This is a genomic window from Sinorhizobium alkalisoli (assembly GCF_008932245.1).
GTDB classification, from domain to species: Bacteria; Pseudomonadota; Alphaproteobacteria; order Rhizobiales; family Rhizobiaceae; genus Sinorhizobium; species Sinorhizobium alkalisoli.
The window spans coordinates 1,522,015-1,536,243 of record NZ_CP034909.1; the positions used below are offsets into that span (position 1 = coordinate 1,522,015).

Below are 14,229 nucleotides of genomic sequence, written 5' to 3' on the forward strand. Positions count from 1 at the left end.
CGGCGCCTCCTTCCTCAGTTCGGTGGGTGAACATCATGTAAGTCGATACGTATCCTTATGGCCGCTGTGATTGCGACAGGCAAGGAACGGCCGGCATTTGCAATACAGGATGTTATCAGCCTACGGGATGTTTCGGCTTGCCGGAACGGCGAGGATATCGCATTCGACTCGCCTAAGTACCTCGTCCGCCACGCTCCCGAGCAGAAGGCGTTTCAACCCGCCATGCCCGCGCGTGCCGATGACGAGAAGATCCGGCTGCAACTGATGGATGCCGACGTCGATTGCTGCAAAGGGCGTACCCTTCTCGATCAGGAGAAGGTTCGACAGTTTGCCGAAGCCGTGGTCGCGAAGGAATTTAGTGATTGCCGTACGAGCTTGGCTGGCGCTTACCGCGACATGCTTGTTCACCCGGTGCGCTTCGACGCCGGCATAATACATCATGCCTTCGCCGAGCGGGACGAATCCATGGACGGCGGCATCCCGATCTGGCTCGAGCAGGCCCAGGCTTCGGGCGGTGTGGAGAGCATGAGCCGATGCTTCGGACAGATCGACCGCGGCCATCACGTTCGAATAGGCCGCATCATCATCGCGATTGACCATCAGAACAGGGCGACCGCCGAGGCGCACCACGCGCTCGATCGTCGTGCCTGTAAAGATATCTCCAAGCAGGCGCTTTCGATGCGCGCCCATCACGATCAGATCGGCGTCGAGCCGGTGCGCCTCGTCGGCGATCGCTCTGAAGGGATCGCCTGCAACCACCGAGACGGACGACAGGGCCGCGACGTCACCCACAGACGCACGGTCGAGCTCGTCGCGAAGAACTGCCTCAGCGGCGCGGCTTTCCTGGGCGATTAGCGCCTGCGGCTGGTCGTCATCCACCACGTGAAGAACCGAGAGCCACGAACCGAACTGCTTCGCCAGGGCCACCGCGCGCCGAAGCGCACGTCGTGATCGCTCCGACAAATCCGATGATATGAGTATTCGCCGCATGTGCCGATCTCGGGTGAGGTATTCTTCCTCATAGTAGGGCTGCCGTTGCTGATATCCACCCTGTAGGTCGTTGGCCGCACCAATGCCCGAGCTGGTTTCCCCTTGCCGTCGCCTTGGGATCGGCTTCGTCGGCGTGGTGCCGGCTCATATCGCAAGACCGAGCAGGCGCCAACGGCGATCTCATCCCGCCGGCAGGCCGGATGAAATCGCCCGGATCGCGCTGGCCTCGCCCCCTCGCTCACTGTCGGCCTGACCGTGCACTATTCTTGCCCCGGGGAAATGGCGGCCAGAGGGGACAGTCCGACCCAACCCGAACGGCCCGCCCTCACTTTTTCGCCCTGAGCGCCGCTGCATAGGCCATCCGCACCCAGCGGCCCATCTCGTCCGGATCGTCGAAGGCCGACTCGGGAATGCTCCAGTAGGGCATCTTCACCGGTTTGCCCTTGCCGTCATAGCTCCACTGGCGGCTGCCCGCCTCTTCTAGCTCCGGCGCCGTTTCCGCATCGCCCTTCAAGAGGATCTCGCCGTCGACTTCGACCGCAAGGATGACACCCTGGAAATAGACGCCCTTGCCGCCGAACATGCGGCGGATCGTGACGGGTCCCAGCGTCTCGAACATGTCCTCGATCGCCGCATTGTCCATCGCTTTACTCCTTCAAAACGCCCCCGGCCGCGGCGATCGCTTCCGGCGTGTCGAGATCGATTCGCGCGGCGGCGCCAAGCTCGACATCGATAATGGGTAGACCGCATCGCTCGACGATATGCCTTGCGCCGACGTCGCCCACGAGTTGCCGCACGGCGCCAAAGGTGCTTCGCGGCAGGATGACCGGATTGCCGCGTTGTCCTTCGGCAACCGCACGCACGACTGCGGCGCCGGACTCCGCATCGAAGGCACCGATCAGCCTGGTGAGGTGCTCGGCCGTGATCCCCGGCATATCCGCGAGCATAACCAGCATGCCTCCGGCTGCGTCGTCGAGCCCTGAAAGACCCGCCACCAGCGACGAAGCCATGCCGCTGGCAAAGTCGGGATTCGAGACGAACGTCACCGGCAGACCAGCAAGCGCGGCCCTGATTTCCGGCTCCCGATGCCCGGTGACAACGATGACCTTGTCAGTGACCCCAGTATTCGTGGCGGCAAGCGCCGTTTCGACCGAGCGACGGACCAGCGGCACCCCATCGAACTCGGCGAGAAGCTTGTGCCTGCCCTCTGGCCCCATCCGGCTCGCCCGGCCGGCTGCCAGCACGACGATCGACACCGGCCCGCGGCGCGGCGCGACGGCGGCTTCGCGCGGCTGCGGTCGCGTGGGGATCTCCTTCAGCAAGCCTCCGACGCCGAGCGCGGTGATATCCATCGGGTTCGGCCATTCGCCGGCAAGAAGTCGGTCGAGAATCCAATCGAATCCGTTCTCGCGCGGACTGCGGGCGCAACCGGGCGCACCGACGACCGGAATTTCGTCAAGTCGCCCGAGAACGAGCAGGTTACCCGGATCGACCGGCATGCCGACATGATCGACGCGGCCGCCCGCGCGTCGGATGGCGGCCGGCACGACATCGTCCGGATCGGCGACCGCCGAGGCTCCAAATACGACAATCAAATCATGCGCCGCCCTCAATTCGGCAATGGCCTCGGCAACTGCCTCTTCCCTATGGGCCACGCGCCGTTCTGTCGCGAGATCGCTGCCGGAGCGCGCCAGGCGCGCGGCGAGCAGGACCCGCGTCTTATCCATCACTTGAACTTTGAGCGACGGCAACTGAGTTGCAATCAAGGCGACGCGGCGCGGCGCGAAGGGCTTGACCTCGAAGGCCGGCTGCGCGCGGAGCACCGCCGCGGCCTCCTCGACAAATTTGCCCGGCACCGCCAACGGGATAATCTTGATCGTCGCCACCATGTCGCCTGCATTGACGGAAACGTGGTCGGGAAGACAAGCGAGCGTGATCGCGGGATCGATGCGGTTGACACGATCGACCACGGTGCTGCTGGCGACGAAAAGCCCTCTCGCCGTGGCATAGATATTCACCCGGCCGGTTGCCGCCGGCGAAATACGCAGGTGGTCCGGAGCGATTGCGGAGGCAAGTCGGGCCGCGGCGTCGTCCTCGGTCAAATCGCCCGCCTCGAGCCGAGCGACGATGAGCTCGTTCACATCGGTCTCGGCCAACAGCTGAAGGTCGGCCGCCGTCAGGCGGTGCCCCTTCGGTAGCTTTTGCGCTGCGGTCTTCACGGCGTGCGCGAGAATGGCGCCCTCGGCGGTAGAGAGGGCCACCGGGCCGAATTTCATGATGCTTCCCCTCCCCAGCCGAGCTCGCGGTTGCGCAACGCTGCGACGATCTCCGCCAAGATGGCGACGGCAATTTCGGCCGGGCTCGCCGCGCCGATATCGAGGCCGATCGGCGCCCGGATCCTGCCAATATCTTCGGCCGCGACGCCGGCCAGGCGCAGTCTCTCCATGCGGGCCGCATGTGTCTTGCGGCTGCCGAGGGCGCCGACATAGAAGCAGCCGCCCTCCAGGGCGGCTCGGATCGGAAAGTCGTCGATCTTGGGATCATGCGTCAGGGCGGCAAGCGCCGTATAGCGATCGAGCGGACGCCCGGGCAAGACATCCTCCGGCCAGTCCGCGATGAGTTCGACCCCTCGAAAACGCTCCCCCGTCGCGAACGCGGTCCGCGGATCGATGATGGACAGATCGAAGCCCGCGACCGGCGCAAGCTGCGCCAGGGCTTGCGAGATATGGACGGCGCCGATGACAACGATGCGCGGGGGAGGCAAATGCACATTGATGAAGAGCGAGCGCTCGCCAACCACCGAGAGCGTCGGCCGCCCGGAACGGAGCGCATCGGAAATCGCGGCGTCCCATTCGGACGTCAGAGGCTCGCCCTCGAGAAAGGTTTGGGTGCGGCCGGTGGCGAGGTCTGTGACGGCGACTGAAGCCTGGCGGGCGGCGCGTGCCGAATTGAGTCTTTGGAGAGTGGCTATATCCATGGTCAGCCGTCGACGCGCTCGAGATAGACGCGGATCCGGCCACCACAGGAAAGGCCGACCCGCCATGCCGTCTCATCGGCGACACCGAATTCGAGGATCTTTGGCGCTCCCGACTGGATGACGTCTGCCGCCTCGGCGATGACCGCACCCTCGACACAGCCACCCGAAACCGAACCCTGGAAGTTGCCCTCCCCGTCGATCACCAGGTGACTACCGACCGGCCGCGGCGCCGACCCCCAGGTCTCGATGACCGTCGCAAGGGCAACCGTCCGGCCTTGCCTGTGCCAGGTTTCGGCAATCTGCAGCGGGTCGAGGATATTCGCTTCGCTTGTCATCTTTGCTCTCTTCGTCTGATTAGATCAGAATGATCGACGCGCGTTTCAATCCCCGATCATCGAGAGAAACCGCCCGAAAGCCGCCGACTGGCTCCGCCATCCTTCAGGAACCGCCGCGGATCGGCGTCTCGTGTGCTCCGGCCGGACAGGGACTTCACCAGTTCGGCAACCGATTCGAGATTATGCACTGCACGAAACTCGTCGACATGCGGCAACATCGCCCTGACGCCACGCGCCCGCGCTTCGAACCCGTCAAAGCGCAAAAGTGGATTGAGCCAGATGAGGCGCCGGCAGGAGCGGTGCAGGCGATCGATCTCGACCTCGAGTTGATCCGTGTCGTCACGCTCGAGACCGTCGGTGATCAGGAGGACCACGGCGCCCTGCCCGAGTACGCGTCTCGACCAGCGCCGGTTGAATTCGTGCAGCGTCTCTCCGATTCGCGTGCCGCCCGACCAGTCCCTGACCGCCGCCACGCATTCGTCGAGCGCCTCGTCGGGATCGCGGTTGCGCATCTGCCGCGTGACATTTGTCAGGCGCGTGCCGAACAGGAAGGTGTGAACGCGATGTCTCTGCTCCGTCAGCGCATGCAGAAAATGCAGGAAAACCCGTGTGTATTGGCTCATCGACCCGGAAATGTCGGCGAGCACGACGAGCGGCGGATGGACGAGCCGCGGTTCGCGGAATCGCGGCAGAATGAAATCGCCGCCGAGACGCATGGCGTCGCGCATGGTCGCACGCGGGTCGATGCGGATTGGCCTGTGCGCCGCGCGGAAGCGGCGCGTCCTCACCCGGTCGAACGGCAGAAGCAGCGACGACAGCGCTTTGCGCGCCGCTGCGATTTCGGCGGCGCTCATCTGGGCGAAATCGGCCTTGCGGAACACCTCGCGTCCGGAAACCGTGTGGCGCGCGTCGAGTTCGATCTCGGGCGTTTCCTGAGGCGGCCGGGCGTCATCCCCGCCGCCGAACAATGCATCGCCGAGGCGCGCCTCTCCCGCACGCCGCCGCCGTTCATCGCTCACGCGTGGCGGCGCCGCCGGCGACATCAGCGCGATCATCTTGCGGACCAGATCGCGCCTGCGCCAGAACAGGCGGAACGCCTCGTCGAACAGGGCCTGATCCTCGTGCCGCTTCAGCAAGGTGCATCGAAGCGCCGCATAGAATTCGTCACGCGATCCGACTCCGATCGCCGCCACGGCCTCGATTGCATCGGCAATGGCGGCGGGACCGATCCTCATTCCGGCACGCCGTAGAGCGCGGGAAAAGAAGACGATATTGTCCGCGAGCCGCCCATCGCCGGGCGGCTCTTTATTTGCGGTGCTGTCGGCACGCGGCTTCATGGCGCTCAGCCCTGCACCGCCAATTCGGCCTTGACCTCGGAAAGCAGCTTGCGACCCTCCGCGCCTTCGATCCGGGCGATATCATCCTGATATTTGAGAAGCGTCCCGAGGGTGTCCGCAAGCGTCTCCGGATCGAGCGCGAGCGTATCGAGCTCGGTCAAGGCCGTCGCCCAGTCGATCGTCTCGGCGACACCGGGATTCTTGAAAAGGTCGATCGTCCTGAGTTTCTGCACATAGGCGACGATCTCCCGCGACAGGGTTTCGCTGCAACCCGGCACCTTGCGGCGGATGATCTCCAGTTCCTGTGCCGCCTGAGGATAGTCGACCCAATGATAGAGGCAGCGCCGTTTCAAGGCGTCGTGGATTTCACGCGTCCTATTCGTGGTGATGATGACGATGGGCGGCTCGCTCGCGCGGATCGTTCCGAGTTCGGGTATCGTCACCTGGAAATCGGAAAGCACCTCCAGCAGAAATGCCTCGAAGGCCTCGTCGGTGCGATCCAGCTCGTCGATCAGGAACACCGGCGCGCGGCCCGCATTGGCCGAAATCGCCTGCAACACTGGTCGGCGGATGAGGAAGCGTTCGGAGAAGATGTCGCTTTCGATCCGCTGCCGGTCGACCATTCCGGCCGCTTCGGAAAGGCGTATCTCCAGCATCTGCGCCGGATAGTTCCATTCGTAGACAGCGGAAGCAATGTCGAGCCCTTCGTAGCATTGCAGCCGGATCAGCGGCCTGTCGAGCGCGCGGGCCAACACCTTGGCGATCTCGGTCTTGCCGACTCCCGCCTCACCCTCGAGGAAGAGCGGGCGCTTCATTCGGAGCGCGAGGAAGAGAACGGTCGCGAGCGCGGTTCCGGCGAGGTAGTCCTGCGCTTCCAGCATCGCTGCCGTCTCGTCGATGGACTGGGGGATCCTTCCTGTTTCCGGGCGCGCCATGTTTCCTCCACTTGTGGAGAAAACTTATAGCGAGCGGTAGTCCCGGTCCACATAAATGAGCGGTGGCTGCGCCTCGCCGACCCTGACGTCGACCACTTCGCCGAAGAGGATCGCATGGGTCGCCATGATCTTGATCTCGATGAGACGGCAGTCGAAGGCAACGATGGCGTCGGTGAGGATCGGAGCGCCGGTCGCAAGCTGCGTCCAGCGGGCCAGCGCGAAGCGTCGCTCCATATCGAGCTGGTCCCTGCCGGAAAAAGCGTGCGCCAGCGCACGATGATGTGCCCCCAGCACATTCAGTGCGAAACTGCCGCTGCGCGAAAAGATATCATTGCGCGGATTGGCGGCGTTGAGGCAGGCAAGCACCGTCGGCGGATCGTCCGAGACCGAGCACGAAGCAGTGATCGTCACGCCCCGCCGTTCGGCGCCATCGGCGGCGGTAATCAACTGCACATGCGCGGACATGCGACTCATGGCGTCGCGGTAGGCTATCGGGTCCAGCCGGGTCTTCTCCAACACATCTCGCTCCGGATCGGTCTCGGTCATACATAGACTGTCGGATGAAATATGAAACCCGGCGGCCGGAGATTCTTGCCGATCCGCGCACGGACATGACGCAGACAGCAATGGGGCGGCCTCCTTGGCGATCTTTTCCTTTGACGAGCGGGGCGACTGCCTTAAAACATGGCATGCGACAGCAGGGAAAAAGCATGCTGAAATCAATCGTTACGGGCCTTTTCATAGCCGGACTGACGCTGGCGCCACCGGCACTGGCTGCCGGAGTGAAACTGGCCGTCGTCGCCCCCACCGACGGCCCCTTCGCGGCGCTCGGAAAGCAGATCCTGGACGGCGCCGCCTTTCAGGCCGGCGACCGGGAAAGCGAAGTCGCCGCGATCGGAGAAAGCTGTGACGCCGCCGGCGGCGACGAACTGGCCAAGGCGCTGCTCGCGAGTGGCGCGGAGGCGGCGATCGGTTTCCTCTGCATCGAGAGCCTCGAAGCGGTACTCCCGGCGCTAGCCGAAGCCGGCATGCCCGCCATTACCCTCAGCGTGCGCTCGGACATCCTCATGGAGGATGCACTGAAAAAGAAGTGGCCGCTCTATCGCCTTGCCCCGAGCGGCAAGGCCGAGGCGAGAGCAATCATCGACGCGATCGTCGCGAATTGGAGGGACAAGCCGCTCGCGCTCATCGACGACGGCACCATTCACAGCCGAGAGCTCGTCGAGGCCGTGCGCAATGCGCTGGAGGAAATCGGGATCACGCCGGTCTTCACCGACACCTACCGCCCGGCCCAGGAGCAGCAGGTCAGTCTCGTCCGCCGCCTGGCAAAAAGCGGTGCAACCCATGTCTTCACCGGCGGCGACCGCAACGACACGGCGATCATCGCGCGCGACGCGAAGGCCGAGCACATTCCGATCACGCTCATGGGCGGCGATGTGCTGAAGGCGGCCGACCTCAATGTGCCGCTCGAAAACGGGGTGCTGGCGGTTACGGTTCCCGATGCGTCGCGGTCGCAGCAGGCCGCCCCTGTCGTCAAGGCGATGCGTGCCGCGGACCTGGAGCCGGATGGCTATGTCCTGCCCGCCTTTGCCGCGACGTCGCTCCTCGAACAGGCGAAGGACCAGGCGGAGAAGGACGACGGCGCACTTTCGGATGCTCTCCTGAAGGGTCCCTATCCGACGGTGCTGGGACCGATCCGCTTCAACAGCATGCACGAGCGGGCCCAAAGCCCCTACAGGCTGATGCGATGGCAGGACGGCCGCTTCGTCGATGCCACGAATATGGGCGACGGCGGATGATGCGCAAGGGAGAGAGCAACGCGATTACCGACGTCGCTGGTTTGCTCGTCGGCAATGCCGAGGATCAGCGCCTGAAATCGGGCGTCACCGCGGTGCTCTGCGATCCGCCGGCGACCGCAGCGGTGGCTGTGCTCGGCGGTGCCCCTGGCACGCGCGAAACCGACCTGCTTGCGCCTCATAATACGGTTCAGACGGTCGATGCTGTCGTGCTCTCCGGCGGCTCGGCCTTCGGCCTCGATGCCGCATCCGGCGTCCAGGCAGCGCTTCGCGATCTGGGCCGCGGCTTTGCGGTGGGCTCGCTGCGCATTCCGATCGTCCCGGCGGCGATCCTCTTCGACCTGATGAATGGTGGAGAGAAGGACTGGGGACAGTTCTCCCCCTATCGCGAGCTCGGCTATGCAGCGGCACGCGCCGCCGCCCGGAATTTCACGACGGGCAGTGCCGGCGCCGGCACCGGTGCGCTGACGGCCACCTTCAAGGGCGGCCTCGGTTCCGCATCGGCCGTGCTGGCGAACGGCATCACCGTCGGCGCACTTGTCGCCGTCAACGCCTTGGGATCGGCAACGATCGGCAATACCCGTCATTTCTGGGCCGCTCCCTTCGAACTGGATCGCGAATTCGGCGGCGCCGGCATGCCCTCCCCCTGGCCCGAGGACGCGATGCTGCCACGCCTCAAATTCCGCGATCCGCCGGCCGCACCCGTCAACACGACCATCGCCGTCATCGCCACCGATGCGGTACTCACCAAGGCCGAGGCGAAACGACTGGCGATTTCGGCCCATGACGGGTTCTCTCGGGCGCTCTGGCCGTCGCATACGCCGCTCGACGGTGACCTCGTCTTCGCGCTGTCGACCGGGGCCAGCGGCAAGAAGCCGCTTCTCGAGGATTACATCGATCTCGGCGTCGCCGCCGCTGCAACCATGGCGCGGGCGATCGCGCGCGGCATCCATGACGCCGCCGCCGCGGAGAATGATGTCAAGCCCGCCTGGTCGCTGGCGTCCGCATAGCCGGCGATCGCCTTCCCATGTTGTTTGCGCCGCCGTGGAATGCTATGGCCGCGCAAAAGAGCGGAGGCTTTTCATGATCCACCCCATTCGCATCGCCCCATCCATCCTGGCGGCCGACTTTTCCAAACTTGGCCAGGAGGTGCGCGACGTCGTCGATGCCGGCGCCGACTGGGTTCACCTGGACGTCATGGACGGCCATTTCGTGCCGAATATCACTTTCGGACCGGACATCATCAAGTCGCTCCGCCCCTACACGGACGCGACCTTCGATTGCCATCTGATGATTGCACCGGCCGATCCCTTCCTCGAGGCCTTCGCCAAGGCCGGTTGCGACATCCTGACGGTTCACGCCGAAGCCGGCCCGCATCTGCACCGATCGCTGCAGACCGTCAGGGCGCTCGGCAAAAGGGCCGGCGTCTCGCTCAATCCGGCGACGCCGGAAAGCACGATTGAATATGTGCTCGATGCCGTCGATCTGATTCTGGTGATGACGGTCAATCCGGGCTTCGGCGGCCAGAAGTTCATCGCCGAGATGGAGGAGAAGATCCGACGGATCAGGGCGATGGTCGGCGATCGCCCGATCGAGATCGAGGTCGATGGCGGCGTTACGCCGGAAACGGCGGGCGCCGTAGCGAGGGCCGGCTCCAATGTGCTGGTTGCCGGTTCGGCCGTCTTCAAGGGTGACTCCGTCGAGGCCTACCGCGGCGCCATTGCCGCTATCCGCGCGGCCGCGGAGACCGGCCGCGGATGAGTTGGCGGTCGGCGATTGCGGCTCTGCTCCTGACGGCGACGGCGATGGCCACGTCTCCGGCCGTCGCAGGTGACTATGCCAGTTTTCGGCCGATAGGATTTTCGTCGGACGGGACCGTCTTCGCCTTCGAAGAATACGGCATCGAGGACGGGTCCGGGTTTCCCTATTCGACGATCTACGCGCTCGACACCCGGGCCGACGCGTTCCTGCCCGGCTCACCCGTTCGCGCGCGTATCGAAAGCGACGGCGGCAGTCTGCCGATGGCCCGGCGCGAGGCGCGCAGGCGCGCGGCACCGGTGATCGATGCCTATCGCCTTGCCGACACGCCCGGCCTGCTCGCCGCCTACAATCCCGTAACGGAAGCGGATGCGTCGGAGCACACGCTCGGCTACTATGCCGCTCCGGCCGATCCGGATTTTCGAAAGACCTATTCGCTGCGACTTGAAGAGAAGAGCTTCGCGGCGGAGGGTATCTGCAAGGCCTTTCTGAAAGAGATTAGAGGCTTTTACCTCGTGATGACGGAGAAAGCCGGAGAGCCTGCATCCGACGTGCTCCAGGAGGACGCCCGCATCCCGGAGAGCCGCCGCTGTCCGACCGGCTATCGCATCGGCGGCGTCGTCACCCACATCAATGACGACGGCTCGCAAGTGCACGTGGTGATGGTGCTTGTCGAATCCCTCGGATTCGAGGGGACGACCGACGGCCGCTGGATCGCGGTCCCGACCTGGCTTCGGCGATGACGGACGAGGCACCGGCCAACCGTTCGATCGTCAGTTCCGTCGTTCGCCGGTCGGCACGCGACCGCATCGTCCGGGCTCTTCCGACATTGCGCGAGCTTGCGGTCGGCAGCCCGCTCTGGGCGGTCTCGATGGCGATTTCGGCCTGGCACGCCTTGTGGCTGCGCGAGCATGATGCCACATATCATCTGCGGGACATTCTGCTGCTTTACGCGATGGGCGGCCTCCTCGCATGGCCGCTTTCGCTGTTCGCCGCCCGCTGTCTTGCCCAGGGCCGTGCCTTCGAAACCCGCCTCGCCGCCTTCCTCCTATGCCTGATCGCGGGCACGATCGGAGTGACGGGCTGCCTCTTCTCCCTCGACTACCGGGTCTTCTATTCGCAATGGCACGCCGCAGCCGGCACCCCGACCTGGTTCTTCCAGTTCGTATTCACGTCACTTTCGGCATTCTACCAATTCCTCGTCCTAGGCGTCCGGCTTTACCTGCCGCTCGGTGCCACAGCTCTTGTCCTTGCCAGCCTTTGGCTGGCGCACTCCGATGGGTCTCAACAACGTTGAGCTTGCCCGTCATCTTTGCTAGACGCACAGCCATCCTCCACAGATAACGAAAGCACAGAGCCCATGATCCCCCGTTATTCCCGGCCGGAAATGGTGGCCATCTGGTCGCCGGAAACGAAGTTCCGCATCTGGTTCGAGATCGAGGCACACGCCTGCGATGCCCTGGCCGAGATCGGCGTTATCCCCAAGGAGGCGGCAAAGACGATCTGGGAAAAGGGCGGAGCCGCGACCTTCGACGTCGCGCGCATCGACGAGATCGAGGCCGTCACCAAGCATGACGTCATCGCCTTTCTGACGCATCTTGCCGAATTCGTCGGCCCCGACAGCCGCTTTGTACACCAAGGCATGACCTCCTCCGACGTTCTCGACACTTGCTTCAACGTGCAGCTCGTCCGCGCCACGGATATCCTGCTTGCCGACATGGACAAGCTGCTCGAGGCGCTGAAACGTCGCGCCTTCGAACACAAGGATACGGTAACGATCGGCCGCTCGCACGGCATCCATGCGGAGCCGACGACCTTCGGCGTCAAGCTCGCACTCGCCTATGCGGAGTTCGACCGCTGCAGGGACCGGCTGCGCGCCGCCCGCGAGGAAATCGCCACCTGCGCCATTTCCGGCGCCGTCGGCACCTTCGCCAATATCGATCCGCGCGTCGAGGAACATGTGGCAAAGGCGCTCGGCCTGAAGCCGGAGCCAGTCTCCACGCAAGTGATCCCGCGCGATCGCCACGCGATGTATTTCGCCACGCTCGGCGTCATCGCTTCGTCGATCGAGCGCCTGGCAACAGAGATCCGCCACCTGCAGCGCACCGAGGTGCTGGAGGCGGAGGAATATTTCTCGCCAGGGCAGAAAGGCTCTTCGGCGATGCCGCACAAGCGCAACCCGGTGCTGACGGAAAACCTGACCGGCCTTTCCCGCATGGTCCGCGCCTTCGTCGTGCCGGCCATGGAGAACGTTGCGCTCTGGCATGAACGCGACATCTCCCACTCTTCGGTGGAACGCATGATTGGACCGGACGCAACCGTGACGCTCGATTTCGCCCTGGCCCGCCTGACCGGCGTCGTCGACAAGCTGGTCGTCTATCCCGAGAACATGATGAAGAATCTCAACAAGTTCCGCGGACTTGTTCATTCACAGCGTGTACTGCTCGCCCTCACTCAGGCCGGGGTTTCGCGCGATGATGCCTACCGGCTCGTCCAGCGCAATGCCATGAAGGTGTGGGAACAGGGCAAGGACTTCCTCGAGGAACTGCTTGCCGACACGGAAGTGCGCGCGGCGCTCTCCGAGGAAGCCATTCGCGAGAAGTTCGACCTCGGCTATCACACCAAACATGTCGATACCATCTTCCGTCGTGTTTTCGGCACGTCCTGATTGCGCCGCGTGACGGTACATATCGCCCGTATTTGAGCGCTTTCCTCAAATGCGGGCGATTTTTTTAGCAGGACATTCAATCACCACGTGAAATACTTGAAGCCTGTCCGTCCAAGCTTCGAGGTGCCCATGGCTCTTAGGGATAATGTTCAGCGCGTGTCCCCCCGCGATCAAACACAGATAACCGGAAAGGTTACGTGCAAGACCGGATGGACGAACGGCATCGTGAAAGACCTGTCCGCCCAGGGTATCTGCTTCCAGCTCCTGTTCGACATCGGCGTTTGTACCGGCCAGGAGGTGACGATCGAAAGCGGCGAGCTCGGTCGCCTGACAGGCATTGTGCGCTGGTGCCGCGGCGATAAGATCGGGGTGAAGCTCAACCTGTCCTCGAACACGGCTGCGCAAATCTCGTCCTATTACAAGTATTTCGGTGGCGTGGAGATGTGGTGACCGGCCTTTGGAGACCGGTCACCCTTTTTCAGCCTCATCGCGTCGGTCGGGCCGGCTCGACCAGCTTGCGATAAAGATGCCAGGTGGCGTGGCCGAATATCGGCATGATAACGGCAAGTCCGACAAAGACCGGGATGGATCCGATGAGCAGGCCTGCGGCGATGATCAGGCCCCAGGTCGCCACCGGAATCGGGTTGGCAAGCGTCGCCCGGACCGAGGTCTCGATCGCCGCCAGGGCTCCGACGTCCCGGTCGAGCAGCATCGGAAAGGTGACGAGGCTGATCGCGAGCACGATCACCGCGAACACGAATCCCACAGCATTGCCGACGATGATCAGAGTCCGGCCTTCTTCTGTTCCGACGATATTGTTCCAGAACTCGCCGATCGTCGCGGGAGGCGTCGGGCCGAAAATCGTGATGTAAAGCGCCTGGGCGACGAGCAACCATATGACAAATATGACAAACAAAAGCCCCGCGACCGCCAGGATGGAGGGAATTGCGGGGTGGCGATGCAACCGTATGGCATGCGGCCATCGCGCATCCATGCCGAGCTCGCGGCGCCGGCTGATCTCATAAAGAGCAATCGCCGCAACGGGCCCGATGAGGGCGAATCCGGAGGCCAGCGGGTAGAGCAAGGGCAGCATGTTGGCGCCCGCGCTCCAGGTCATCAGGACAACGCCGGCAACAGGGTAGATGAGACATAAAAATACATAATGCGACGGCTTCTCGCGGAAATCCTCGAGGCCGAGACGCAGTGCGTCGAATACATCTGCAATGCCAATCTTTCGTATCTCGGGCCGAACGACGTCCGCGTTCGATCCCGAGAGGACATGGAAGGTTGTCATGGCTCACACTCCTCAACGAACCAGAGCGGCCACGGACTCACGGACAGCGACATAAAAAACGGGCCGCTGCCGAGCGCGACCGCCGGTTCCGATTATACAGAAAATGCGGGCCCTGTCGCCTGCGCCTTGACTTCGGCGC

Annotated in this window: 16 protein-coding genes; 7 read left to right on the forward strand and 9 right to left on the reverse strand. The window is 63.9% G+C overall.

Annotation, left to right across the window (positions count from 1 at the left end):
- Positions 1-120 precede the first annotated feature (120 nt).
- The 8 genes from EKH55_RS07500 to EKH55_RS07535 all read right to left on the reverse strand — a co-directional run bounded on the left by EKH55_RS07500 (position 121) and on the right by EKH55_RS07535 (position 7,120).
- The gene (locus EKH55_RS07500; protein ID WP_069458572.1) at positions 121-990 is read right to left on the reverse strand and encodes a universal stress protein; all 870 of its coding nucleotides are present in this window, start codon (positions 988-990) and stop codon (positions 121-123) included.
- A 325-nt stretch (positions 991-1,315) separates the two neighbouring features.
- Positions 1,316-1,633 (reverse strand): TfoX/Sxy family protein, encoded by a 318-nt coding sequence (locus EKH55_RS07505; protein ID WP_069458571.1) that lies wholly within the window; start codon positions 1,631-1,633, stop codon positions 1,316-1,318.
- A gap of 4 nt (positions 1,634-1,637) precedes the next feature.
- Entirely contained in the window at positions 1,638-3,266 is a 1,629-nt protein-coding gene (locus EKH55_RS07510) for an NTP transferase domain-containing protein (protein ID WP_151611259.1), read from the reverse strand.
- A complete protein-coding gene (locus tag EKH55_RS07515) occupies positions 3,263-3,967 on the reverse strand; it encodes an XdhC family protein (RefSeq protein WP_069458569.1) in 705 nt (234 codons plus the stop codon). The genes EKH55_RS07510 and EKH55_RS07515 overlap by 4 nt, the downstream gene beginning before the upstream one ends.
- Before the next feature lie 2 nt (positions 3,968-3,969).
- Positions 3,970-4,302, reverse strand: coding sequence for an XdhC family protein (locus EKH55_RS07520; RefSeq protein ID WP_069458568.1), 333 nt, complete (start codon positions 4,300-4,302; stop codon positions 3,970-3,972).
- A 56-nt stretch (positions 4,303-4,358) separates the two neighbouring features.
- On the reverse strand, positions 4,359-5,639 hold the full coding sequence (locus EKH55_RS07525; RefSeq protein WP_151611260.1) for a vWA domain-containing protein: 1,281 nt from the start codon (positions 5,637-5,639) through the stop codon (positions 4,359-4,361).
- Positions 5,640-5,644: 5 nt separating this feature from the next.
- Positions 5,645-6,574, reverse strand: a complete 930-nt coding sequence (locus EKH55_RS07530; RefSeq protein ID WP_151611261.1) for an AAA family ATPase — start codon at positions 6,572-6,574, stop codon at positions 5,645-5,647.
- 24 nt (positions 6,575-6,598) lie between these two features.
- Complete coding sequence (locus tag EKH55_RS07535; protein WP_083265321.1) at positions 6,599-7,120, reverse strand: flavin reductase; 522 nt, start codon at positions 7,118-7,120, stop codon at positions 6,599-6,601.
- Positions 7,121-7,284: 164 nt separating this feature from the next.
- Between EKH55_RS07535 and EKH55_RS07540 the strand changes: the two genes are divergently transcribed.
- The 7 genes from EKH55_RS07540 (at position 7,285) to EKH55_RS07570 (ending at position 13,246) form a co-directional block, all read left to right on the forward strand.
- A complete protein-coding gene (locus EKH55_RS07540) occupies positions 7,285-8,373 on the forward strand; it encodes a branched-chain amino acid ABC transporter substrate-binding protein (protein WP_151611262.1) in 1,089 nt (362 codons plus the stop codon).
- Complete coding sequence (locus EKH55_RS07545; protein ID WP_069458564.1) at positions 8,370-9,380, forward strand: P1 family peptidase; 1,011 nt, start codon at positions 8,370-8,372, stop codon at positions 9,378-9,380. Before EKH55_RS07540 ends, EKH55_RS07545 begins: the two co-directional genes overlap by 4 nt.
- 73 nt (positions 9,381-9,453) lie before the next feature.
- Positions 9,454-10,131 carry a ribulose-phosphate 3-epimerase gene (rpe, locus tag EKH55_RS07550; RefSeq protein ID WP_151611263.1) on the forward strand — a complete coding sequence of 226 codons (678 nt, stop codon included), beginning with the start codon at positions 9,454-9,456 and terminating at the stop codon, positions 10,129-10,131.
- Entirely contained in the window at positions 10,128-10,871 is a 744-nt protein-coding gene (locus EKH55_RS07555) for a DUF2259 domain-containing protein (RefSeq protein ID WP_151611264.1), read from the forward strand. The genes rpe and EKH55_RS07555 overlap by 4 nt, the downstream gene beginning before the upstream one ends.
- On the forward strand, positions 10,868-11,425 hold the full coding sequence (locus EKH55_RS07560) for a hypothetical protein (protein WP_192803755.1): 558 nt from the start codon (positions 10,868-10,870) through the stop codon (positions 11,423-11,425). The genes EKH55_RS07555 and EKH55_RS07560 overlap by 4 nt, the downstream gene beginning before the upstream one ends.
- A gap of 63 nt (positions 11,426-11,488) precedes the next feature.
- Positions 11,489-12,796, forward strand: coding sequence for an adenylosuccinate lyase (gene purB / locus EKH55_RS07565; RefSeq protein ID WP_151611265.1), 1,308 nt, complete (start codon positions 11,489-11,491; stop codon positions 12,794-12,796).
- Between the two features lie 129 nt (positions 12,797-12,925).
- Positions 12,926-13,246, forward strand: a complete 321-nt coding sequence (locus tag EKH55_RS07570) for a PilZ domain-containing protein (protein WP_151611266.1) — start codon at positions 12,926-12,928, stop codon at positions 13,244-13,246.
- Positions 13,247-13,280: 34 nt separating this feature from the next.
- Here EKH55_RS07570 and EKH55_RS07575 read toward each other — a convergent pair whose 3' ends face one another.
- Positions 13,281-14,090, reverse strand: coding sequence for a DUF2189 domain-containing protein (locus tag EKH55_RS07575; protein ID WP_069458558.1), 810 nt, complete (start codon positions 14,088-14,090; stop codon positions 13,281-13,283).
- Between the last annotated feature and the right edge of the window lie 139 nt (positions 14,091-14,229).

Coding starts and splice junctions, on each gene's coding strand:
- EKH55_RS07545 (WP_069458564.1), top strand. CDS start 8,370: ATGATGCGCAAGGGAGAGAGCAACGCGATTACCGACGTCGCTGGTTTG.
- EKH55_RS07560 (WP_192803755.1), top strand. CDS start 10,868: ATGACGGACGAGGCACCGGCCAACCGTTCGATCGTCAGTTCCGTCGTT.
- EKH55_RS07575 (WP_069458558.1), bottom strand. CDS start 14,090: ATGACAACCTTCCATGTCCTCTCGGGATCGAACGCGGACGTCGTTCGG.
- EKH55_RS07555 (WP_151611264.1), top strand. CDS start 10,128: ATGAGTTGGCGGTCGGCGATTGCGGCTCTGCTCCTGACGGCGACGGCG.
- EKH55_RS07500 (WP_069458572.1), bottom strand. CDS start 990: ATGCGGCGAATACTCATATCATCGGATTTGTCGGAGCGATCACGACGT.
- EKH55_RS07520 (WP_069458568.1), bottom strand. CDS start 4,302: ATGACAAGCGAAGCGAATATCCTCGACCCGCTGCAGATTGCCGAAACC.
- rpe (WP_151611263.1), top strand. CDS start 9,454: ATGATCCACCCCATTCGCATCGCCCCATCCATCCTGGCGGCCGACTTT.
- EKH55_RS07510 (WP_151611259.1), bottom strand. CDS start 3,266: ATGAAATTCGGCCCGGTGGCCCTCTCTACCGCCGAGGGCGCCATTCTC.
- EKH55_RS07525 (WP_151611260.1), bottom strand. CDS start 5,639: ATGAAGCCGCGTGCCGACAGCACCGCAAATAAAGAGCCGCCCGGCGAT.
- EKH55_RS07540 (WP_151611262.1), top strand. CDS start 7,285: ATGCTGAAATCAATCGTTACGGGCCTTTTCATAGCCGGACTGACGCTG.
- EKH55_RS07570 (WP_151611266.1), top strand. CDS start 12,926: ATGGCTCTTAGGGATAATGTTCAGCGCGTGTCCCCCCGCGATCAAACA.
- purB (WP_151611265.1), top strand. CDS start 11,489: ATGATCCCCCGTTATTCCCGGCCGGAAATGGTGGCCATCTGGTCGCCG.
- EKH55_RS07530 (WP_151611261.1), bottom strand. CDS start 6,574: ATGGCGCGCCCGGAAACAGGAAGGATCCCCCAGTCCATCGACGAGACG.
- EKH55_RS07515 (WP_069458569.1), bottom strand. CDS start 3,967: ATGGATATAGCCACTCTCCAAAGACTCAATTCGGCACGCGCCGCCCGC.
- EKH55_RS07505 (WP_069458571.1), bottom strand. CDS start 1,633: ATGGACAATGCGGCGATCGAGGACATGTTCGAGACGCTGGGACCCGTC.
- EKH55_RS07535 (WP_083265321.1), bottom strand. CDS start 7,120: ATGACCGAGACCGATCCGGAGCGAGATGTGTTGGAGAAGACCCGGCTG.